The sequence below is a fragment of the Blautia fusiformis genome (assembly GCF_020686995.1).
GTDB classification, from domain to species: domain Bacteria; phylum Bacillota; class Clostridia; order Lachnospirales; family Lachnospiraceae; genus Blautia_A; species Blautia_A fusiformis.
The window spans coordinates 24,529-45,497 of record NZ_JAJEPT010000023.1; the positions used below are offsets into that span (position 1 = coordinate 24,529).

Here is a 20,969-nt window from a genome sequence, read left to right on the forward strand (position 1 = left end):
CTCCCTCAGTCTTCCTCAGCCAGGACAAAATCCACGGTTTTCAGCATTTTATCCGCATCTGCCACACGGACACGGACCTTCTGCCCAAGACGGAAGATCTTTCCTGTCATGTCTCCCCGCAGTTCATATGCATCCTGGTCAAATACATAATAGTCATCTCGTAATGTATTGATATGGATCAGTCCTTCTACGGTATTCGGAAGCTCCACATAAAGTCCCCATCCTGTAACGCCGGAGATGATCCCCTCATACTCCTCTCCGAGATGATAGGACATATACTCTGCTTTCTTCAGCTTATCGGATTCTCTTTCCGCTTCGTCTACACGCCGTTCGCACACACTGGACTGACGCGCCACTTCATCCAGGATCTCCTTGTAATGCTCGGTACGTCCTTCCCTTACCAGTCTGCCTCTCAGACGGTCATGGATGATCCTGTGGATCTGAAGATCCGGATATCTTCGGATCGGAGAAGTAAAGTGGCAGTAATACTTCGCTGCAAGTCCGAAATGTCCGCTGCATTCCGTAGTATATTTTGCCTGTTTCATGGTACGCAAGGTCAGTCGGCTGATCTGTGCCTCATTGGGCATTCCCTCAATACTTTCCAGGATCTCCTGGATCTCACCAGGCGTGATCTCCTGTCCGGATTTCTGTATGTTGACTCCTTCATTATGAAGAAGCATCAAAAGACTTTCAATCTTTTCCGGATCCGGATTTTCATGTGTTCTGTATACAAAGGGATAATCTCCGGTGCAGTATTCCTGTGCCACAGTTTCATTGGCAAGAAGCATAAAATCCTCAATGATCCTGGTTGCCACATTGGCCTCATAGGGCTGCACATCAATAGCTCTTCCTGCCGCATTCAGGATGATCTTACTCTCCGGAAAATCAAAATCAATGGAACCTCTTGTATGACGACGGCTGCGCAGGATCCCGGAAAGCTCTTTCATCAGGAAAAACATGGGGATCAGAGCTTCATAGCGTTTCTTCGCCACCTCGTCGGTATCCTCCAGAATATTTTTCACATCTGTGTAACACATACGCTCATCTACACGGATCACGGTTTCTGCAATCTTATGGGAAATCACCTTTCCTTTTTCATTAACATCCATCAGACAGCTTAAGGTCAGACGGTCCTGTCCCTGGTTCAGAGAACAGATACCGTTGGAAAGCCGCTCCGGGAGCATGGGAATGACACGGTCTGCAAGATAGACGGAGGTTCCGCGCTTCAGTGCCTCTCTGTCAAGGGCACTGCCGCCCTGAACATAGTTGCTCACGTCTGCGATGTGCACACCCAGATGGTAGATTCCATCCTCCTTTGTCAGGGAAATGGCATCATCCAGATCCTTTGCATCCTCACCGTCAATGGTAACTGTAACAAGATTTCTGAGATCCAGTCTTCCATCCAGATCCGCTTCCTGTACATGATCCGGCACACGGTCAGCCTGACGAAGTACTTTGTCAGGAAATACACTTGGTATGTTAAAGCTCTTCACAATAGCAAGGATATCTGTTCCAGGTGAACGTAAGTTTCCCAGCACCTCCGTGATCTTTCCTTCCGGCTTCCGGTTTCTGGAGCCGTAATCTGTGATCTCTGCAACTACCTTGTCTCCGTCCTTTGCTCCCATGGAGTTTTTTCTGGAAATAAAGATATCTTTGGAAAATTTGGGGTTATCACTGATCACAAAGCCATAATCACGGCTGCTCTGGTATGTTCCCACGATTGAAGGCATTCCCCTTTCCAGAATCTTCAGCACAACGCCTTCCTGACGTTTTCCCTCTTTATGTCCGTTCCGTACAAGGATCTGCACCTTATCCTGATGCATGGCGCTTCCCGTGTCATTTTCCGGAATAAAAATATCCTGTTCCTGACCCTCCACTTCCACAAAGCCAAAGCCCTTGTAATGGCCAATAAAAGTTCCCTCCATGAGGGTTCCGTCCTTCTCGGAGAAACGATATTCCTCATGATTCTTCTCTCTGCGTTCTCTTCCCTTACGGCCACGCTCCGGCTTTTCTGCCTTCAGAGCTTCTTTATTCTTTCGTCTGTCTCTGCGCTTGCCGGAAACCTTGCTGTATCTTCCTTTATTATCTACTTCAGCCTTGCCCTGGGCGCAAAGCTCGTCCAGCACGTCAAAAAGCTCTTTTTTCTCACTCTTATCCAGCTGAAGAAGAGATGCGATCTCACGCAGGCGCATGGGCTTATACAGCGGATCTCCCAGAAGCTCCATTATAAACTTTTTTCTTTTTTCAAAATTTTTCGATTTTTTCACATTTTCTCCTGTTTCATATTTATATTTCATTTTTAGCCTGTTATCATTCCGGAGGAAGGCTCACCCGTGCCCCTGTATCAACGCAAAAACACTCCTGCTGATTAACAAAAGAAGTCCCCATCCGAGTTTCTTCTGCATGCTAACGCAGCAAGAGTGTTACCAACTTCTGTTCTGCCCCTGGCAGATCAGATAATGTTCAGTACGATTGACAGTACAAAGAAAATAACTCCCATGATAATGGTACCTCTTACAAGACCACCTTCCATGGAACGGCCCTTATTCTTACCCCAGTAAGTATCAGCTACTCCGGCGATAGAGCCAAGACCCTGCTGCTTGCCCTCCTGCATCAGTACGACAACAGTCAGAGCGATACAATCTATTGCATAAATTACAGTCAGAATAATCTTCAAAATGTTCACGCGGTTACACCTCCTAATCAACTAGAGGTTATTTTACCATAGCTAAACCGGGATTTCAACCATTTTCCGTTTATTTTATGCAGGGCTTTTTCTGAGATTTTTTTGCAAAAGGATCTTTATATCTTCCAAGAGCTCCGAGCTGTTCGTGGATCCGCAGAAGCTGGTTATACTTGGCGTTCCGGTCCGAACGGCAGGGTGCGCCTGTTTTGATCTGTCCCGCCCCACAGGCAACTGCAAGATCTGCGATAAAGGAATCCTCTGTTTCCCCGGACCTGTGAGAGATCACTGCACGATACCCGGCATGCTGAGCCATCTCCACCGCATCCAGAGTTTCCGTGAGAGTTCCAATCTGGTTTACTTTAATAAGGATAGCATTGGCAACATCAAGTCCGATGCCACAGTGCAGCCGTTTGATATTGGTGACAAACAGATCGTCGCCTACCAGCTGGATCTTTTTTCCCAGGTGTTCCGTCAGATATTTCCAGCCTTCCCAGTCGTCCTCCCAGAGACCATCTTCAATGGAAACAATGGGAAATTTTTCCACCAGTTTTTCATAATACTCTGTCATCTCACCGGCATCCCGGTAGATCTTTTCTCCTTTCATGCGGCTCTCCCCAGGGAAAAAGTATACGCCCTTTTCCTCATCATAAAGCTCGCTGGAGGCTGCATCAATGGCAATGGTGATCTCTTCTCCTGGCTTATATCCTGCTTTTTCTATGGCATGAACGATCAGGGTAAGCACTTCCTCCGAATCTGAAAGATCCGGAGCAAAGCCGCCTTCATCTCCAACCGCTGTGGAGAGTCCTTTTTCCCGGAGAAGAAGCTTTAAGTGCTGGTAGACTTCCGCACACATACGGATACCCTTTTCCAGACAGCAAGCTCCTGTTGGCATGATCATAAACTCCTGAAGATCTACCGTATTGTCCGCATGCTTTCCCCCGTTTAAAATATTCATCATCGGTACCGGAAGCTGCATGGTATGGCAGCCGCCCAGATACTGATAAAGAGGAAGCCGAAGGGCCCCGGCTGCTGCGCGGGCTGCTGCCAGAGATACTGCCAGCGTGGCATTGGCTCCTGCACTGCTTTTGTTCTCCGTTCCGTCGGTTTCGATCAAAAGATGATCGATCCATGCCTGGTTCAGGGCATTCTCTCCGATAATGGCATCTGCCAGACGTGTATTGATATTTTCCACTGCTTTTTTCACACTCTGTCCCAGATATTCCTCCCGGTTTCCGTCCCGTAGCTCCACAGCCTCAAATTTACCTGTGGATGCTCCGGACGGCACCATGGCTCTTCCTGTGTATCCATTAATCCCCACAATTCCTTCACCTACCGTCACTTCCGCTTCCACTGTAGGATTCCCCCTGGAATCAAGGACCTGTCTTGCATGAACTTTTCGAACAGGCAGATAACGTAGCATAAGTTTTTCCCTCCTTGAAAATAATAATACTGTTTATGATCTCCTGCACTTTGTGATTCTCTTCTTATGTTCATAAAGGTATCTTGTCCGAAAAGGTTTTGGTCTATACCTTTTATCTGGTTTCGATATTATCTGATTTTTTTGTTGTTTTATTTTTATTATTTTTCTTTTTAAATATATTTTTATTATTTTTAAAATTTAGTGTTGACATTTTCCATTTTATCTGTTATAGTTTAACCATCAAATAAAACAAACGGAAAACAAAAAACTAAATCAAAAAGGAGCGTGAACCCACCGAAAACATAACTTACTTCCCATAATCTAAGAAAGAGAGGTACAGTCCACCAGAAGATTTAACGATTTTCCATTATAATTAAAACAAGGAGGTACGGACCACCGAGAACGTAAATTTTAATTCCGTATAAGTTTTAAATCTAAGAAATGAGAGGTATATTCCATTGGATAATGAAAATTAAAAGAGTCATCGGCAGAAGAAATCAATCGCTGATGACTCTTATTTTTTGCTTATTTTGACCTCTGTCTCACAGACATGATCTCATGATCTTCTGCTTTCATATCTTCTGCTTCGTGTTCATAAACATATTAATAACTCCATTTTCTCTGAGGTTCCCATGAAACAAAAACACATCTACCGTCTTATTTTTTTCTTTGTCATGGCTTTTGCTCTTGGCAGTCTTGTAGGAAAGATCTATTCTCATTTTACTTCCGACCCACGATCCGATCCGAATTCTACCAAAAACAGCCAGACCTCTTCTGCTTCTATGACATTCCAAAATGAAAACTGGGGGCTCGGTTTTCAGGAAGAAGGCAAACGGCCCACAGGAAATGCTTCTATGGAAGAATTAAAAAAATACAATGCCTGGTATGCAGCCGATAGCGATGAGAAAAAAATCTATCTTACCTTTGACGCAGGCTATGACAATGGAAATATGCCTGCCATTCTGAATGCCTTACATAAGCATCAGGTACATGCCACATTTTTTGTTGTGGGGACTCTGATCCGTGAAAAACCGGAACTGATCCGTGAGATCGTAGATGCAGGCCATACCATAGGCAACCACACCATGACACACCCGGATATGTCCGGCATCTCCACAAAGGAAGCCTTTCAAAAGCAGCTTGAAGATGTGGAGGTTCTTTATAAGGAAACCACCGGAAAAGAAATGACAAAATTTTATCGCCCGCCCCAGGGCATTTACAGCGTGGAAAATTTAGAGATGGCAAAAGAGATGGGATACCACACCTTTTTCTGGAGTCTGGCTTATGTGGACTGGTATCAGGATAAGCAGCCTTCGAAAAAAGAAGCTTTTGAAAAGCTTCTGGGACGGATCCATCCGGGTGCCATCGTGCTGCTGCATAGCACCTCTTCCACCAATGCTTCCATTCTGGATGAGCTACTGACAAAATGGGAAGAGATGGGATATACCTTCGGAACATTAGAAGAACTTGTGGCATCGGAATCCGCCTGAAAAAAATCGCACATGATCCATGCATCCTCAGTGCCATCGACACGGATCTTCCCACTTTTGAATTCTCCAGATAAGCACACAAAAAATCTGCCCCGGGACTATGTTCTCATATGTTCCGGAGCAGATTTTTCTGTGCTATTGATTTCAGAAAGTGTTCTTCTTATTTAATTGTCTTATTTACTGGACAGCCTTGAATGCCTCATCAAGATCCTGGATGATATCATCGATATTCTCAGTTCCGATGGAAAGACGGATCGTATTTGGCTTGATTCCCTGATCAAGAAGCTCTTCCTCTGTGCACTGGCTGTGTGTTGTAGTAGCCGGATGGATAACAAGGGATTTCACATCTGCAACGTTTGCAAGAAGTGAGAACAGCTCAAGGTTATCAATGAAATCTTTTGCCTTCTGTGCATCTCCCTTGATCTCGAATGTAAAGATGGAACCGCCGCCGTTAGGGAAATATTTCTTATAAAGCTCCTGCTGGCTTGGATCTGTGGATACAGACGGATGATGAACCTTCTCTACCTGCGGATGATCATTCAGATACTGTACAACCTTCAGTGCGTTCTCAACATGACGCTCTACACGGAGAGACAGTGTCTCAAGTCCCTGAAGGAAAATAAAGGAGCTCACCGGAGAAATTGTTGCTCCTGTGTCACGAAGAAGGATCGCACGGATCTTTGTAACAAATGCAGCCGGTCCGCATGCTTTTGTGAAGCTTACGCCATGATAGCTTGGGTTTGGCTCTGTAAGAGATGCAAATTTGCCGGATGCCTCCCAGTCGAACTTACCACTCTCTACGATCACACCACCGATAGTAGTTCCGTGGCCACCGATGAATTTTGTTGCGGAATGAACAACGATATCTGCGCCGTACTCAATTGGTCTTACGAGGTATGGTGTTGCAAATGTATTATCTACAACAAGCGGAATTTTATGTTTGTGAGCGATTTTTGCAAGAGCCTCAATATCTACAACATCAGAATTTGGATTTCCAAGAGTCTCAATATAAACAGCTTTTGTGTTCTCCCGGATCGCATTCTCCACTTCCTCGAGATTGAATACATCAACAAATGTTGTTGTGATTCCGTATGCCGGAAGCGTATGCTCCAGAAGGTTTGTTGTACCGCCGTAAATATTTTTGGCTGCTACAATGTGATCTCCCTGCTGTGCAAGGTTCTCGATCGTGTATGTGATAGCTGCTGCACCGGATGCTACTGCAAGTGCTGCGGAGCCACCCTCAAGTGCTGCGATCCTCTTCTCAAATACGTCCTCTGTCGGGTTTGTAAGACGTCCGTAAATGTTACCGGCATCTGCAAGTCCGAAACGTGCTGCTGCATGATCGCAGTTGCGGAATACATAGGAAGATGTCTGGTAGATTGGTACTGCTCTTGCATCTGTAACCGGATCCGGCTGTTCCTGTCCTACGTGAAGCTGTAATGTCTCAAATTTGAATTTTCTCTGATCTCTTGTAATTTTGCTCATGTGTTTGTCCTCTTTTCTTTTATTCTTATATTCGGTAAAATAGTAATTGCTTATCTTATAATCATCTGCTTATCAGCGACAACAACACATTCGCTTTTCTTCGATAAACACCCTTGTTGACTTCTGTAAAACCTTCATGATTTCCTCCTAATCATCACGTTGCTCACCTTGTTTTGTGTGCTCCGTTTTTTGATGATGCAATCATATCACCCTTTTCCTAGTATGTCAATGGGGTTTATCTATTTAGGTTCTCACCTTTATTTATGACTGGCTATAGATTTTATTTATAACGCCACCGCCTACAACCTCATCTCCGTCATACATCACCACAGCCTGACCTTTTGTGATAGCTCTCTGCGGTTCATCAAATTTCACATGAAGGATGCCATCCGGTGTCTGCCATGCAGTGGCAGGCTGCTCTTTGTGACGGTAACGGATCTTGGCAGTCACTCTTTTCGGCTCAGCTAAGCAGTCCACAGAGATCAGATTTACACTGTCTGCCTCCAGTTCACTACTGAAAAGATCTGCGTTGTCCCCGAGAACTACCGTATTGGTCTTCGGAGAGATCTCACAGACATAAAGACGGCTGGCCGCCGGAATGCCAAGGCCGCGGCGCTGGCCGATCGTGTAATGGATGATCCCCTTATGGCGTCCGATATAGTTTCCCTCTTTATCTACAAAATCACCCTCCGGTGTTTTTTTGCCTGTGTACTTCTCAATAAATTTCGCATAGTCGCCGTCCGGCACAAAGCAGATATCCTGACTGTCATGCTTTCTGGCATTGATAAAGCCATGTTTTTCGGCAATGACACGAACCTGGTCCTTCCGGAGACCTCCAAGCGGAAGCTTTACATGTGCCAGCTGTTCCTGGGTCAGCATATAGAGAACGTATGACTGATCCTTTGTATCGTCCGCTGCTTTTTTCAGAAGGTAGCGGTCCCGTTTCTCATCGTACTCCACTCTTGCATAATGTCCGGTTACAATATAATCGTAGCCGATCTCCTGCATGCGGTGAAACATTTTATCAAATTTCAGATATCGGTTACAGTCGATACATGGATTAGGGGTGCAGCCGTTTTCGTAGGCATCTACAAACCTGTCCATAACCTCTGTATGGAAATCTGCGGTAAAATTAAACACGTAGTAAGGCATATCCATCTGATAGGCTACGCTTCTGGCATCCTCAACATCGTCCAGGGAACAGCAGGTCTTTTCCCTGTGGACACCGATATCTTCGTTGTTGTAAAGTTTCATGGTAGCGCCGATGCACTCGTCACCGGATTCCTTTGTCAAAAGAGCTGCCACGGAGCTGTCTACACCGCCGCTCATTGCTATGATCGCTTTTTTCATTTATATCTTAACCTTTCCTGATGATTGATGATTTCTCAGCTTTGCAGCCTGTATTCTCTTACGGTTACTGCAATTTCGCATTTATTATAATATGGCAGTTATTCTTTGTCCACGATTTTTCACCCGGAACCTTTGCTTTGCTTCTTTCCTGCAGGCTCTCTTTGGTATATAATAGAAAATATTTTTCAGAAAAGGATGTGACTATATGAAGCTTTCCCTGTTTTCCACGCTGCGAGGATATCGGAAGGAATACCTTCCCAAAGATATTTTCTCCGGCATCATCATAGCAGCTGTTTCCATCCCTATCTCCATGGGATATGCCCAGATTTCCGGGATCCCGGCGGTATACGGACTGTACGGTTCTGTTCTGCCGATCCTTTTGTTTGCTCTATTTTCCACTTCAAGACAGTTTATCTTTGGAGTTGATGCGGCACCTGCTGCCATTGTAGGTGGTGCACTGTCTACTCTTGGCATTGCTGCAGAGTCAGAAGCTGCCATGGATTATGTTCCTGCCATCGCACTTTTTGCAGGTCTGTGGCTGTTTATCTTCTTTCTGCTTCACGCAGATAAGATCGTGGACTTTATCTCCACACCTGTTATGGGCGGTTTTATCAGCGGTATCGCAGTTACCATCATCCTGATGCAGATCCCGAAACTTATGGGAAGTCCTGCAGGATCCGGAGAGCTCCTGGAACTGGCAGAGCATATCTTTGCTGCTGCCAAAAATATCAGCTGGCTTTCCCTCTTCATGGGGCTTGGTGCTCTGGTGCTGATCCGCACATTTAAAAAGCTGGCGCCGAAATTCCCCATGGCTATCGTTATTATGGCTCTGGGTGTTCTTTCCACCGTTGTTTTTCATGTGGACGAAAAAGGCGTAGTCCTCCTGCAGTCTGTAGAACGTGGACTTCCCTCCCTGGTGATCCCGGATTTCGGAAATGTTGATCTGACCCAGGCGGCAGGCCGCGGTCTTATGGTTGCTGTTGTCATTATGGCAGAAACTCTTCTTGCAGAGAATACCTTTGCGTTCCGCAATGATTATAAGCTGAACGACCGTCAGGAAATCCTGGCCTGTGCCGCCGGAAATATTGCTGCCGCCGCAGTAGGCTGCTGCCCGGTAAACGGCAGTATCTCCCGCACCTCCCTCAATGAACAGTACGGTGGAAAATCTCAGGCGGTTTCCATCACTGCCGGGATCACCATGGCTCTGATCCTTCTTTTCGGCACCGGTTTTATCGGATATCTTCCGGTTCCTGTACTGACAGCCATTGTGATCTCTGCTCTGATGGATGTGGTGGAAACCCATCTGGCTGTACGTCTTTTCAAAGTAAGCCGTACAGAATTCTACATCTTCATGGCTGCCGGTTTCAGTGTGCTCTGTCTTGGAACCATTTATGGGGTTATCATTGGTATCCTGCTCTCTTTCGTAGCTGTGATCCTGAAGGCCACCAACCCGCCGCGCTCCTTCCGTGGTATGATCCCTGGAAGAGATGCTTATTTTGATCTGTCCAAAAACCGTTTCGCCTACCCTATTAAGGGCGTTGTGATCTACCGTTTCAGTGAAAACCTGTTTTTTGCAAATATAAAGATTTTTCAGGAAGATATTGAGAACAGCATCCGAAAAGACACCAGGGTAGTGATCGTAGATGCCAGTGCTATCAACAGCATTGATGTCACAGCAGCAGACCGTCTGGATGCCATCTCCGCAAGCCTGAAAAAACGTGGGATCCGTTTTTACCTCACAGAGCATTCCACCCAGATCAATGACCAGCTGCGTCAGTTCGGCATCGGTCATATGATCAAGGACGGTATGGTCCGCCGTACCATTCTTGCTGCTCTGCATGACGCAGGGATCGAAGCCCCTTATGAACTGGATGTTCCAAAGGAAGACGAGACAAAGCTTCTGCGCCGCAGTATCGCTTTTCTTCCGGCAGAGGAAGAAAATACCCTGGAAGAGTTCGCCTGGGCTTTTGGTGATGATGCAGTAAAAGAGATCGAAGAATCTGTCCATCACATTATTGAACAGCTGCATCAGATCCCGGATATCCAACGTCTCTCCGAAGAAGGTCTGGAAGAGCTTCTGGATAACTGGCATGGGCTGGGTGTTCTGGATGAGGATGAACTGCTTCGAAGAATTGAATTACATATGGATGAGCTGCCTGAGGAATTAACTTCCGACCGGAAACTGATCCTTCATCTTCTGGAAAAGCGCCGTGGCAAGCTGAAAGAAAAAATCCTTGCCGAGCATCCGGAAGTCCTAGAACGGCTGGAACAGCGCCGGAAAAAGCTGGAAGAACGGCTGGAAAAGCAGAATCCGGAAGCTGTTCAGAAATGGAAGCACTGGAAGGAAGAGCATCTCAAAGACTGATTTCTGCGTACATCCCCTTTCCAGGTCCATGATCAGATTGCAGGGTTTCCTGCATATTTCTCACAGATATTGATAAAATCCTGCATCACGGCAGAAGGCCTGCGATCCTTTTTCCAGGCAAGAAGGATCCTGGTCTTCAGCTTCTCTTCTTCAATGATCCGGATCGGAAGATCTGTACAGAGATCTTCCATGGATCTTGGAAAAACGGCGGTTGCAAGACCTTCCTGCACCCAGAGCATGGCGTCTCTGGGATCATCGCAGACACAGAAAATATCCGGCTGAAGATTTTTTTCTCCAAAAGCTTTCATCAGAAATTCTTCGTACCGCCGGTAAATAATGAGAGGGCGTCCGGTCAGCTCTTTAAGGCTGATGCCCTCTTTTTTTGTCTCATTTTCCGGGATCTCCGGAGGAAGGACCGCGATCATGGGTTCCTCATCCAGTTCCAGATAATTTAAACCTTCCAGCTTGATAGGTGTACGCACTACCGAAACATCAATGATCCCATCCATCAGATAATTCAGAAGTGTAAAGGTGATCGCATCCCTTACCTCAAAGTTTACATCACAATTTTCCCTGGAAAATCTGGAAATATAAGGCATAATGGTGGTCACTGTGGTTGGCGTGATCCCGATACGTAAAACCTGTTTTTTCCCTGCTTTGGATACTTCCAGTTCTGTGGAACGAACGTAGCTCAAAATGTTCTCTGTCCTGTCATAAAGAAGCTTTCCGGCTTCTGTCAGTGTCACGCCTGCCCTGGTCCGCTCAAAAAGCTTCACCTTCAGCTCTGCTTCCAGCTGCTTGATCTGATAGCTCAGCGGCGGCTGGGACATGTTCAGTCTCCTTGCGGCTTCATTGATGCTTCCTGTTGCTGCGATCTCATGAAAATATTCCAGCTGTCTGATTTCCATATATAAATCCTTCTTTCTTTATCTGATATATAACACAGGCAAAACCCATCTACTGCTTATTGCTTTTCGCTGTCCCACAGAGTACTTTCTTAATTCGGTTAAGAAATACTATATCTGCAATACTTTGTAAATACTATGAATATCTTTCCCACGCAATTATCCGAAAAACCATACTTCTATCATCCCACAGATTTCCGTCCCAGGCAATAGCAAAATTATATTATCATACATTAAAAACAATATTATACGTATTATCTCCATAGGAGTATAATAACAGAGGTTTATTATAGAAAAATAAGGAAACGGAGGAAGAAAAAGAAATGCGAACACTTGCAAAATATCTTCAAAACTACAAAAAAGAAAGCGTTCTGGCTCCTTTTTTCAAGTTTCTGGAAGTTGTATTTGATCTGCTGGTGCCTGTCGTCATCGCCCAGATCATCGATGTGGGAATTGCAAATAATGACCACGGCTATATCGTTCAGAAGTTTTTTATCCTGATACTGATGGCTGCTGCAGGACTTGCAGTCAGCATTACTGCACAGTTTTTTGCTGCAAAAGCCAGCGTAGGCTTTGCCACAGAAGTGCGTCAGGCTGTATTTGACCATATCCAGAAGCTTTCCTATACGGAGCTGGACACCCTTGGCACTGACACGCTGATCACCCGTCTTACAGACGATGTCAATCAGGTACAGAACGGAGTAAACATGGGACTCCGTCTTCTTCTTCGAAGCCCGTTTATTGTTCTAGGCTCTATGGTAATGGCTTTTACCATCAATGTGCGCTGTGCACTGATCTTCGCAGTTGCCATTCCGGTACTGTTCCTGGTTGTCTTTGTGATCATGTTTTTAAGTATCCCGCTTTTCAAAAAAGTACAGGGACGTCTGGATTCCGTCACCCGTCTTACCAGAGAAAACCTGACCGGTGTCCGTGTGATCCGTGCATTTTGCCGTGAAGCTGATGCCGTTGCGGAGTTTGACGAAAGCAATCTTGCACTTACCAGACTGAACGAATTTGTCGGAAAAATCTCTGCACTTTTAAATCCTGCAACTTATGTACTGATCAATATCGCAACAGTAATCCTGATCCGGACTGCAGGTGTACAGGTAAACCTCGGAAACATGCAGCAGGGTGAAATAGTTGCTCTTTACAACTATATGGCACAGATGATCGTAGAACTGATCAAGCTTGCGTCCCTGATCATCACCCTGAACAAATCCATGGCCTGTGCGGATCGCGTTGCCGGAATCCTGAAAGTCGATTCCACCATGACTTACCCGGACAAAGCTTCCTTACCGACTGCGGAAAACAGTGACTATGCAGTTGCCTTTGACCATGTGAGTTTCTCCTATGCAGGAACTGGCGCACCTAGCCTTTCTGATATCACTTTTTCCGCAAAAAAAGGCTCTACGATCGGAATCATCGGCGGTACCGGAAGCGGTAAATCCACTCTTGTGGATCTGATCGCCCGTTTCTACGACGCAACCTCCGGAGTCATTACCCTCGATGGTCAGAATATACAGACCTATTCCAGGCAGGAACTCAGGGAAAAAATCGGCGTAGTTCCTCAAAAAGCAGCACTTTTCCAGGGAACCATCCGCGATAACTTAAGCTGGGGACGGGAAGATGCCACGGACGAAGAAATGTGGGAAGCACTTACCACCGCTCAGGCTCGTGAAATCGTAGAGAAAAAGGACGGTCAGCTGGATTTCCGTCTGGAACAGAACGGCCGGAATCTTTCCGGTGGCCAGCGTCAGAGACTTACCATTGCCCGCGCCCTTGTGAAAAAACCAGAGATCCTGATCCTGGATGACAGTGCCAGTGCTCTTGACTTTGCCACAGATGCGGCACTTCGGAAATCCCTTCACCAGCTTGGTGGAAACACCACCACCTTCCTGGTATCCCAGAGAGCCGCCAGCATCCGCCAGGCCGATCTGATCCTGGTACTGGATGACGGTCAGCTTGCCGGAAAAGGAACCCATCAGGAGCTGATCTCTACTTGTAAAACCTACCGTGAGATCTTTTTCTCACAGTTCCCGGAAGAGCGTACCAAATATGAAAAAGCGACTGGAAAGGAGGTCCTGTCATGAGTAAAACAGATACAACCGCCAAAAACAAAAACAGCATGGCAACCTTTTTCAAGGTACTACGTTTCATTGGAAAATACCGTTTTCTTCTCGTATTAAGTGTGATCCTGGCAGCAGTCACTGTAATTTTGCAGCTGTATGTCCCCGTACTTTTTGGTTATGCCATTGATGAGGTCGTTGCTGCCCACGAAGTTAATTTTACAAGAATGGGATTCTATCTTTCCCGTATTCTTGTCATGATCGTATTTTCCGGCATTGCCACCTGGATCATGAGTGTCATCAACAACCGTATGACCTACCGCACAGTACAGGATATCCGTGCAAGATCCATCCGCCATATCCAGAAGCTTCCTCTGTCCTACCTGGACGGACACAGCACCGGTGATATCATCAGCCGTGTCATCGCAGATACGGATATTCTTTCCGATGGTATGCTCCTTGGATTTACACAGCTGTTTTCCGGTGTCATCACCATCATCGGAACCCTGCTCTTCATGTTCTCCAAAAATGTGTGGATCACTCTGATGATCATTGTCCTGACACCTGTAAGCTTTTTTGTGGCGAAATTCATCTCCTCCCATTCCTTCCAGATGTTCCGTGCGCAGAGTGATGCCCGTGGACGTCAGACTGCACTGATCGAGGAAATGATCGGAAATCAGAAAGTGGTTCAGGCCTTTGGTTACGAAAATCGTTCTTCCGAACGTTTTGCTGCGATCAATGAAGAACTCCGTGATGCCAGCCAGAAGGCTGTTTTTTACAGCAGCCTCACCAACCCGTCCACACGATGTGTCAACAACATCATTTACGCAGGTGTAGCTCTTGCAGGTGCCTTTCTGATCCCGGGCGGTCATCTGACTGTCGGTGGACTTTCCGTACTGCTGGCTTATGCAAACCAGTATATGAAGCCCTTCAACGATATCAGCTCCGTGATCACAGAGCTTCAGAACGCTCTGGCATGCGCTACCAGGATCTTTGATCTTCTGGAGGAAGAGCCAGAAAGCCCGGATCCGTCCGGAACTCTTGTCGATGTAAAAGGTGCAGTGGATATCCAGAATGTTTCCTTCCGCTACGAAGCGGACAAACCTCTCATTAAAAACTTTAATCTTCATACAGAACCAGGCAGACGTATTGCCATCGTAGGCCCTACCGGTTGTGGCAAGACAACTTTTATCAACTTGCTGATGCGGTTCTATGACGTCACCGGTGGAAGTATTTCCGTGGACGGAACCCCCATCACCGATGTTTCCAGACATGCCCTCCGCGGAAGCTATGGCATGGTTCTCCAGGATACCTGGATCAAGCATGGAACTGTCCGTGACAACATCTGTATCGGAAAGCCGGATTCTTCTGATGAGGACGTGATCCAGGCAGCTAAAATGTCCCACAGCTGGGAATTTATCCGCCGTCTTCCAAATGGCCTGGATACCATTCTTTATGAAGACAGCTTAAGTCAAGGACAAAAGCAGCTTCTCTGCATCACCCGTGTCATGCTGTGTCTGCCGCCAATGCTGATCCTTGACGAGGCAACCTCCAGTATTGATACCCGAACAGAAATGCTGATCCAGGAGGCATTTGACCGGATGATGCAGGGGCGAACAAGCTTTATCGTTGCACACCGTCTTTCTACCATCCGCAATGCAGATGAGATTCTTGTCATGAAAGACGGAAGCATCATCGAGCAGGGAGGCCATGAAGAGCTTATGGCAAAAGGCGGATTCTATCAGAAGCTTTATAACAGCCAGTTTGTGAAGGTTTCTGAGTAATATAAGCTGATTTTAACCGAATCAGGCAACTGGCTAAATGCGGATCGCAAATATCCGCCTGACTTAAAATTCTCCGGAACACAGATTTTCTGTACCGGAGAATTTTTTTATACTGTATCAATGATATAAAAAAAATAAACATCTCCATATGATATCTATTTTGATATCCAGGATGATGTCTATTTTTATAAAACTATATTCAGCTCTTTTTATATTTTGTCCGAAGAAGCCATTTCTGATCGATCACTTTCAGTTCTTCTCCAAAACGGATGTGAAGCCTTACAGAACCCGGAAGCTGCTCTACATGCTCAATATTTCCGGTTCCGAATTTCGGATGACTGACATCCTCTCCGATCTCATAGCGTACAATACTGTTCTGAGTATTCCTGTGCTGCTGCTCTCTTCTGTAAGTATCCCGCACCGTTACAGTACGGTCATGGATCGGGCTTCGGAGTTTTTTCTCATAGTTGTGTTTCATCAGAGCTTCCCCTGCCTTATAATATGGCGTTGGTGCCGCACCAGTCAGGGAACAGCAGTATTTCCAGGCGCTTCCGTGGGTTCCGTGCTGCCACTGATACTCTGAGGGAATGTGAAAATTATACTGCATATAGTGGGCATATTCATGTTTGTAAAGATCCAGTCGGTCTTCTTTTTTCAGAGGATTTTTTACCGCATAGCCAATAAACAGCAGAGAAAAATGGAAATGCTCTTTTTCGTGGCAGCTGCCTCTTGTATAAGATCCCAGCAGATCCGGCTCCATGCCAAAAGTTATAGGGATCTTTGCTCCGTTAAGATGAAATTTTTTATCGAATTCTGCATAGAGACTTCGGATCTGAGCTGTAAGTATTGGAATTTCTTTCTGCAGGGCCTGTGAAAGTGTCTGATCGATCATTGTATCTGCAACTCCTTATCGTCACCTTTTGCAAATTTATAAAATGAACAATCGCTACTATATCATTTTTCGGAAAAAATGTAAACACCTGAAAAAAATTACTGTTCCAGTTCTTTCCTCACATCCGGGAACATTTCCACACAACGTTTCAGGATTCCCTGCATGTAGGCAATGGCAATTCCGTAATTGGTGATAGGAATCTCCTGATCCAATGCACATTTCTGACGGTAACGCATTTCTCTCTCATTAAGCATACATCCGCCACAATGCACGATCAGACTGTACTTCGTCACATCCTCCGGGAAATCTCTTCCGGAGGAATACTCAAATTCCAGCTCTTTCCCCGTATAATTACGGATCCAGCGTGGAAGCTTGACTGTTCCGATATCATCACACTGCCTGTGGTGGGTACATCCCTCTGAGATCAGGATCTTGTCACCGTCTTTCAGCCGGTCCAGTGCTGCTGCCCCAGCTGCCGCTGTCTTTAGATTTCCTTTAAATCTGGCAAACAGAATAGAGAATGAAGTAAGCCAGATGTCTTCTGGAGTTTCTTCACTGACTCTGGCAAAGACCTGGCTGTCTGTGATCACAAGCTTTGGTTTTTTCCCCAGGGTTTCCAGTGTATTGGAAAGCTCATCCTCTTTGATCACGATGGCTGCTGCTCCGGCTTCCAGCACATCACGGATCGTCTGCTGCTGCGGAAGGATCAGACGCCCTTTTGGTGCAGCTTTATCTATGGGAACTACAAGAATCGCAAAATCTGATGGTTCAAGGAGATCCCCTACCAGACGCAATTTCAGTTCATCCGTTACTGCCAGAGAAGCGATCTTTTCTTTCAATTCGTAGATATTCTGACCGGTGGCGGCGCTGGCATAAATAGATTGCTCTGTGTTCTGGTTTTCATGATCCTGTTTCTGGCTGACATTGCTCTCTTTGACCGCACCATGGGTATTCCGGTTTAAGTTATTATCTGAAGAAAGCCGGTTCCCATCTTTTGTTTTCAGCAGATCTGCCTTGTTATAAACAACCAGATATGGAATCTCCTTCTCTTTAAAAATATGGATCAATTCTTCATCCACACTGGTTTTTCCCACAGTGGCATCTACTACAAGAACTGCTACATCCACTCTGTTCAGCACCTGTTTCGCCTTGCGGACGCGAAGTTCTCCAAGATGTCCTTCATCATCAATACCTGGTGTATCTATGATCACCACCGGGCCCATAGGGAGTAGTTCCATGGCCTTACTTACCGGATCTGTAGTAGTTCCCTTTACATCGGATACCACAGCCAGCTCCTGGCCTGTCACCTTATTTACGATACTGGATTTTCCTGCATTTCTTCTGCCAAAAAAACCGATATGTACACGGTCTGCTGACGGTGTTTCATTCATTCCCATAATTTATCCTCTTTTCTTTCAGCATCAGACAGGTCCTCATCCATTCCTGTTCCTATCAACCTGCTTCTTTTTGATTTTTCAAAAGCCGGACATTCCTTCCACTCTTATATCATAGTGTAGTATCTCTTTCAGCATTTCTTTTATCCAACTGTGTGGGACGTGTCATATTGAAATCATAAAGTCGATCCAGCTTTTTGATCTGATCCTGGATGATCTCATCATCATTAGGAAGATATAGCTCTCCTATATGCATTTTTTCTCATTGAGCGCATGTCAGCACCTCCTTTTTTGCGTTTTTACAAAAATGATATTTTTTATGTTATCATATCCTATATTCACCTACAAGCATGAATTTTCTGAATAATCCGAGGTTTTTTCGTGAATCTGTTATATTTATATATAATCTGCAGATTTATCTTCTGTCAACAGATTTCTGTATTTTTGCTATTCACAAAATCTTCCACCCTGTCGGATCACTTTATTTTTCTGCTCCGTTTCCAATTCTTCGTCGGTAAAGATCAACTGGTACTCACTGACATCATTATATTTTATGAGATTTTTTTTGCCAAACTTGGTATGGTCCGCCAGAAGATAGCTTTCCTCTGCATTGGCATACACGCAGCGTTTCACAGCTGCTTCGATCTCTCTAGTGGCCGATGCTCCAAAAGAGGCATCTACTGCACTGGCTCCAAAAAAAGCTTTGTCATAATGAAATCTGGATATATTTTTATTTTGTTATTTATGTGCTATTTTATATACAGAAACACCTATACTCATCTTTTACAGAAAGGATCTCGAATATGAAACCATTATCTTCATTTAAGCCACAGGCTGTTTTCAGCGATATTGACGGCACTTTACTAACCTCAGAACATGTGGTATCTCCGCTGACTAGTTCCGCCATTCATACTTTGACAGATCAGGGCGTTCTATTTACTATTTCTTCAGCACGAAGCCCTTCCGGCATCCGTCCTATTATTAAAAAAAATGATTTCCATTGTTGTACCATTGCATTCAGTGGTGCACTAATCCTGGATGAAGATCAAAATATCCTTTACGAAAAAGGAATAAGCATTTCTGACGCTTCCAAAATCATTGATGTGATCGAAAAAAAATGTCCTCACGTGACCTGGAATGTTTTTACCTCAGAAGACTGGATCGTAAAAGACCGGACAGACCCTCATGTGATCCATGAAGAAACGGTTGTGGAAACTACCTCTATAGAGGGATCCCTTCAGTCTCTCTCAGATACGCTTATGGTAGATAAAATCCTGTGTATGTGCGATTCTGAATATATGTCACCGTCAGAAACACTTCTTCGCAAATATTTTCCGGAATTATCTATTGCAAGATCTTCCGATTCTCTTCTGGAGATCATGGCTGGCGGCATAAACAAAGCGGAAGCTGTAAAATATCTTTGTGATCTTCGAAAAATCCCTCTTACCAGTACTATTGCATTCGGAGATAATTATAATGATCTGGAAATGCTGGAGGCAGTAGGATGTGGAGTTTTGATGGGAAATGCACCTTCTGAGCTGCAAAAACATTTCTCTTTTGTAACAAAGAGTAATGATCAGGACGGGATTTTTCAGGCCTTTAAAGAATTGGGAGTTCTGAATTAAAGAATATTTATAACAAATAGAAAGTCTCTTCCAGAAGATAATTTTTTATCTGTACCTGTGAAAGAGACTTTCTGTATTTCAGTAGATATTATTTATTTCAGTGCCGTTCCGGCTTTAAAAGCATCGCCGACTTTTTCGCCAAGACGGATATATGCATTGTTGAACGGATCAAAAGTGATCGGTGCTGCTTTTGCAACATCTACGTTTCCATTTTCATCCAGAACGCTCTCATCCACGCTGACATTTACGATCTCACCGATCAGCCGGCAGGTGTCTTTGTCATAGCTTTTCAGCTTACATTCTATACAGATTGGAAGCTCTTTGATAATAGGTGCATCTACTTTTTCAGATTTTTCTGCTGTAAATCCGGCTTTTACAAATTTATCCGGCTCTTTGTTTCCGGAAACAATTCCTACATAGTCGCAGGCTGTCATATGCTCCACATCTGCCATACTTACTGTAAAAGCGCCTTTTTTCAGGATGTTTTCAGTTGTTTTATGATTTTCACTGACACAGATGGAAATTTCCTTATCATCGCTGATTCCTCCCCAGGCTGCATTCATAACATCCGGTTTTCCATCCTCACCATATGTAGCGATCATTAATACCGGCTGTGGATAAGTGTAAGGCTTTGCTCCGAAATCTTTTCTCATGATCTTTCACTCCTTTATTGTATTGCCGTTACTTTTTATAAATTGACGTACAAGCTGCAGACCTCCCAGCGGAACACAGAATTTATCTCTGTGCTGACTGCATTGCTGATACGTTTCTTCCAGATCAAACCACTGTACCTCTTCTACTTCTTCCTTTTGAAGTGTAAGATGATTGATCTCTACCGGGTGATCGTAGATATAAACAAAAGCGATTTCTTCATCCCGGAATATTTTTCCATGAAATTCTCTGGCAAAAGATATGGGGAATTTTCCTGCAAACTGCAGATCAGCTGATTCCGCATGGATTCCCAGTTCTTCTTTCAGTTCCCGTAATGCCGATTCCATTGGTTCATCTCCCGCCTGTATGTGACCTGCAGATGAAGTATCAAATTTTCCAGGAAAGGAGTCCTTGTTTCTGGATCTTTTCTGAAGAAGGATCTCTGTTTTTTCATTCCTCCGACGGATGATCCAGATATGAGCAGTACGATGAGGGATTCCTTCTGCGTGAGCAATACTCCGTTCTACGATCTTTCCAGTGGGATTTCCGTTTTCATCTATGATATCAAATAATTCCATTTTTCTGCTTCTTTCTCATAAATTATTCTTTCTTAACCAAACCAATTTCATTCTAGCATGATTTCGAAATAGTTTCCAGTCTGTTATCAGAAAACATTCTATAGGGGATTACTTGATTCGGTCAAATATTACGATATATATAACGGATATTTATACAAACATATAAAAAGTGCCTGTAAACAATTCCTTGTTTACAGGCATAAAAAAACTCCCCCTGTTGGACTCGAACCAACGACACTGCGGTTAACAGCCGCATGCTCTACCGACTGAGCTAAGGA

General features: G+C 44.9%; 17 protein-coding genes and 1 tRNA gene. 5 read left to right on the forward strand and 13 right to left on the reverse strand.

Translation table 11 applies throughout. The annotated features are described in order from the left end of the window. Positions 1-5: 5 nt before the first annotated feature. From rnr to eno, 3 genes are all read right to left on the reverse strand, one after another. A complete protein-coding gene (rnr, locus tag LKD46_RS15345) occupies positions 6-2,297 on the reverse strand; it encodes a ribonuclease R (protein WP_227574326.1) in 2,292 nt (763 codons plus the stop codon). A 155-nt stretch (positions 2,298-2,452) separates the two neighbouring features. Beyond that, positions 2,453-2,686: a preprotein translocase subunit SecG gene (secG, locus tag LKD46_RS15350; protein WP_021652956.1), complete on the reverse strand. Its 234-nt coding sequence runs from the start codon at positions 2,684-2,686 to the stop codon at positions 2,453-2,455. 70 nt (positions 2,687-2,756) lie between these two features. After that, positions 2,757-4,106, reverse strand: a complete 1,350-nt coding sequence (gene eno, locus LKD46_RS15355) for a phosphopyruvate hydratase (protein WP_110103623.1) — start codon at positions 4,104-4,106, stop codon at positions 2,757-2,759. Between the two features lie 632 nt (positions 4,107-4,738). Between eno and LKD46_RS15360 the strand changes: the two genes are divergently transcribed. Next, positions 4,739-5,596, forward strand: coding sequence for a polysaccharide deacetylase family protein (locus LKD46_RS15360; RefSeq protein WP_110103622.1), 858 nt, complete (start codon positions 4,739-4,741; stop codon positions 5,594-5,596). Positions 5,597-5,773: 177 nt separating this feature from the next. Here the strand turns inward: LKD46_RS15360 and LKD46_RS15365 are convergent, their stop codons facing one another. Continuing rightward, the gene (locus LKD46_RS15365; protein ID WP_059086385.1) at positions 5,774-7,081 is read right to left on the reverse strand and encodes an O-acetylhomoserine aminocarboxypropyltransferase/cysteine synthase family protein; all 1,308 of its coding nucleotides are present in this window, start codon (positions 7,079-7,081) and stop codon (positions 5,774-5,776) included. A 261-nt stretch (positions 7,082-7,342) separates the two neighbouring features. After that, entirely contained in the window at positions 7,343-8,431 is a 1,089-nt protein-coding gene (mnmA, locus tag LKD46_RS15370) for a tRNA 2-thiouridine(34) synthase MnmA (protein WP_110103621.1), read from the reverse strand. A gap of 205 nt (positions 8,432-8,636) precedes the next feature. Here mnmA and LKD46_RS15375 point away from each other — a divergent pair, with 205 nt between their 5' ends. Continuing rightward, positions 8,637-10,796: a SulP family inorganic anion transporter gene (locus tag LKD46_RS15375; protein ID WP_110103620.1), complete on the forward strand. Its 2,160-nt coding sequence runs from the start codon at positions 8,637-8,639 to the stop codon at positions 10,794-10,796. Between the two features lie 32 nt (positions 10,797-10,828). Here LKD46_RS15375 and LKD46_RS15380 read toward each other — a convergent pair whose 3' ends face one another. Beyond that, on the reverse strand, positions 10,829-11,704 hold the full coding sequence (locus tag LKD46_RS15380; protein WP_110103619.1) for a LysR family transcriptional regulator: 876 nt from the start codon (positions 11,702-11,704) through the stop codon (positions 10,829-10,831). 320 nt (positions 11,705-12,024) lie between these two features. Here LKD46_RS15380 and LKD46_RS15385 point away from each other — a divergent pair, with 320 nt between their 5' ends. Then, positions 12,025-13,791, forward strand: coding sequence for an ABC transporter ATP-binding protein (locus LKD46_RS15385; RefSeq protein WP_110103618.1), 1,767 nt, complete (start codon positions 12,025-12,027; stop codon positions 13,789-13,791). After that, a complete protein-coding gene (locus LKD46_RS15390) occupies positions 13,788-15,551 on the forward strand; it encodes an ABC transporter ATP-binding protein (protein ID WP_110103617.1) in 1,764 nt (587 codons plus the stop codon). Before LKD46_RS15385 ends, LKD46_RS15390 begins: the two co-directional genes overlap by 4 nt. A gap of 199 nt (positions 15,552-15,750) precedes the next feature. Here LKD46_RS15390 and LKD46_RS15395 read toward each other — a convergent pair whose 3' ends face one another. The 4 genes from LKD46_RS15395 to LKD46_RS15410 all read right to left on the reverse strand — a co-directional run bounded on the left by LKD46_RS15395 (position 15,751) and on the right by LKD46_RS15410 (position 18,563). Then, complete coding sequence (locus LKD46_RS15395) at positions 15,751-16,443, reverse strand: hypothetical protein (RefSeq protein ID WP_021652967.1); 693 nt, start codon at positions 16,441-16,443, stop codon at positions 15,751-15,753. Positions 16,444-16,541: 98 nt separating this feature from the next. Further along, positions 16,542-17,840 carry a [FeFe] hydrogenase H-cluster maturation GTPase HydF gene (hydF, locus tag LKD46_RS15400; RefSeq protein ID WP_110103616.1) on the reverse strand — a complete coding sequence of 433 codons (1,299 nt, stop codon included), beginning with the start codon at positions 17,838-17,840 and terminating at the stop codon, positions 16,542-16,544. Between the two features lie 109 nt (positions 17,841-17,949). Next, positions 17,950-18,093 (reverse strand): maltose acetyltransferase domain-containing protein, encoded by a 144-nt coding sequence (locus LKD46_RS15405; RefSeq protein ID WP_110103615.1) that lies wholly within the window; start codon positions 18,091-18,093, stop codon positions 17,950-17,952. A gap of 191 nt (positions 18,094-18,284) precedes the next feature. Continuing rightward, complete coding sequence (locus LKD46_RS15410) at positions 18,285-18,563, reverse strand: DeoR/GlpR family DNA-binding transcription regulator (RefSeq protein WP_092070922.1); 279 nt, start codon at positions 18,561-18,563, stop codon at positions 18,285-18,287. A gap of 77 nt (positions 18,564-18,640) precedes the next feature. Between LKD46_RS15410 and LKD46_RS15415 the strand changes: the two genes are divergently transcribed. Next, positions 18,641-19,462 (forward strand): Cof-type HAD-IIB family hydrolase, encoded by an 822-nt coding sequence (locus tag LKD46_RS15415; RefSeq protein ID WP_015526816.1) that lies wholly within the window; start codon positions 18,641-18,643, stop codon positions 19,460-19,462. A 92-nt stretch (positions 19,463-19,554) separates the two neighbouring features. On the opposite strand, the gene LKD46_RS15420 is transcribed toward LKD46_RS15415, so the two are convergent. The 3 genes from LKD46_RS15420 to LKD46_RS15430 form a co-directional block, all read right to left on the reverse strand. Further along, complete coding sequence (locus LKD46_RS15420) at positions 19,555-20,115, reverse strand: flavin reductase family protein (protein WP_015526817.1); 561 nt, start codon at positions 20,113-20,115, stop codon at positions 19,555-19,557. 6 nt (positions 20,116-20,121) lie between these two features. Then, positions 20,122-20,691, reverse strand: a complete 570-nt coding sequence (locus LKD46_RS15425) for an NUDIX hydrolase (RefSeq protein WP_022426119.1) — start codon at positions 20,689-20,691, stop codon at positions 20,122-20,124. Between the two features lie 208 nt (positions 20,692-20,899). After that, a tRNA-Asn gene (locus LKD46_RS15430) sits at positions 20,900-20,969 on the reverse strand.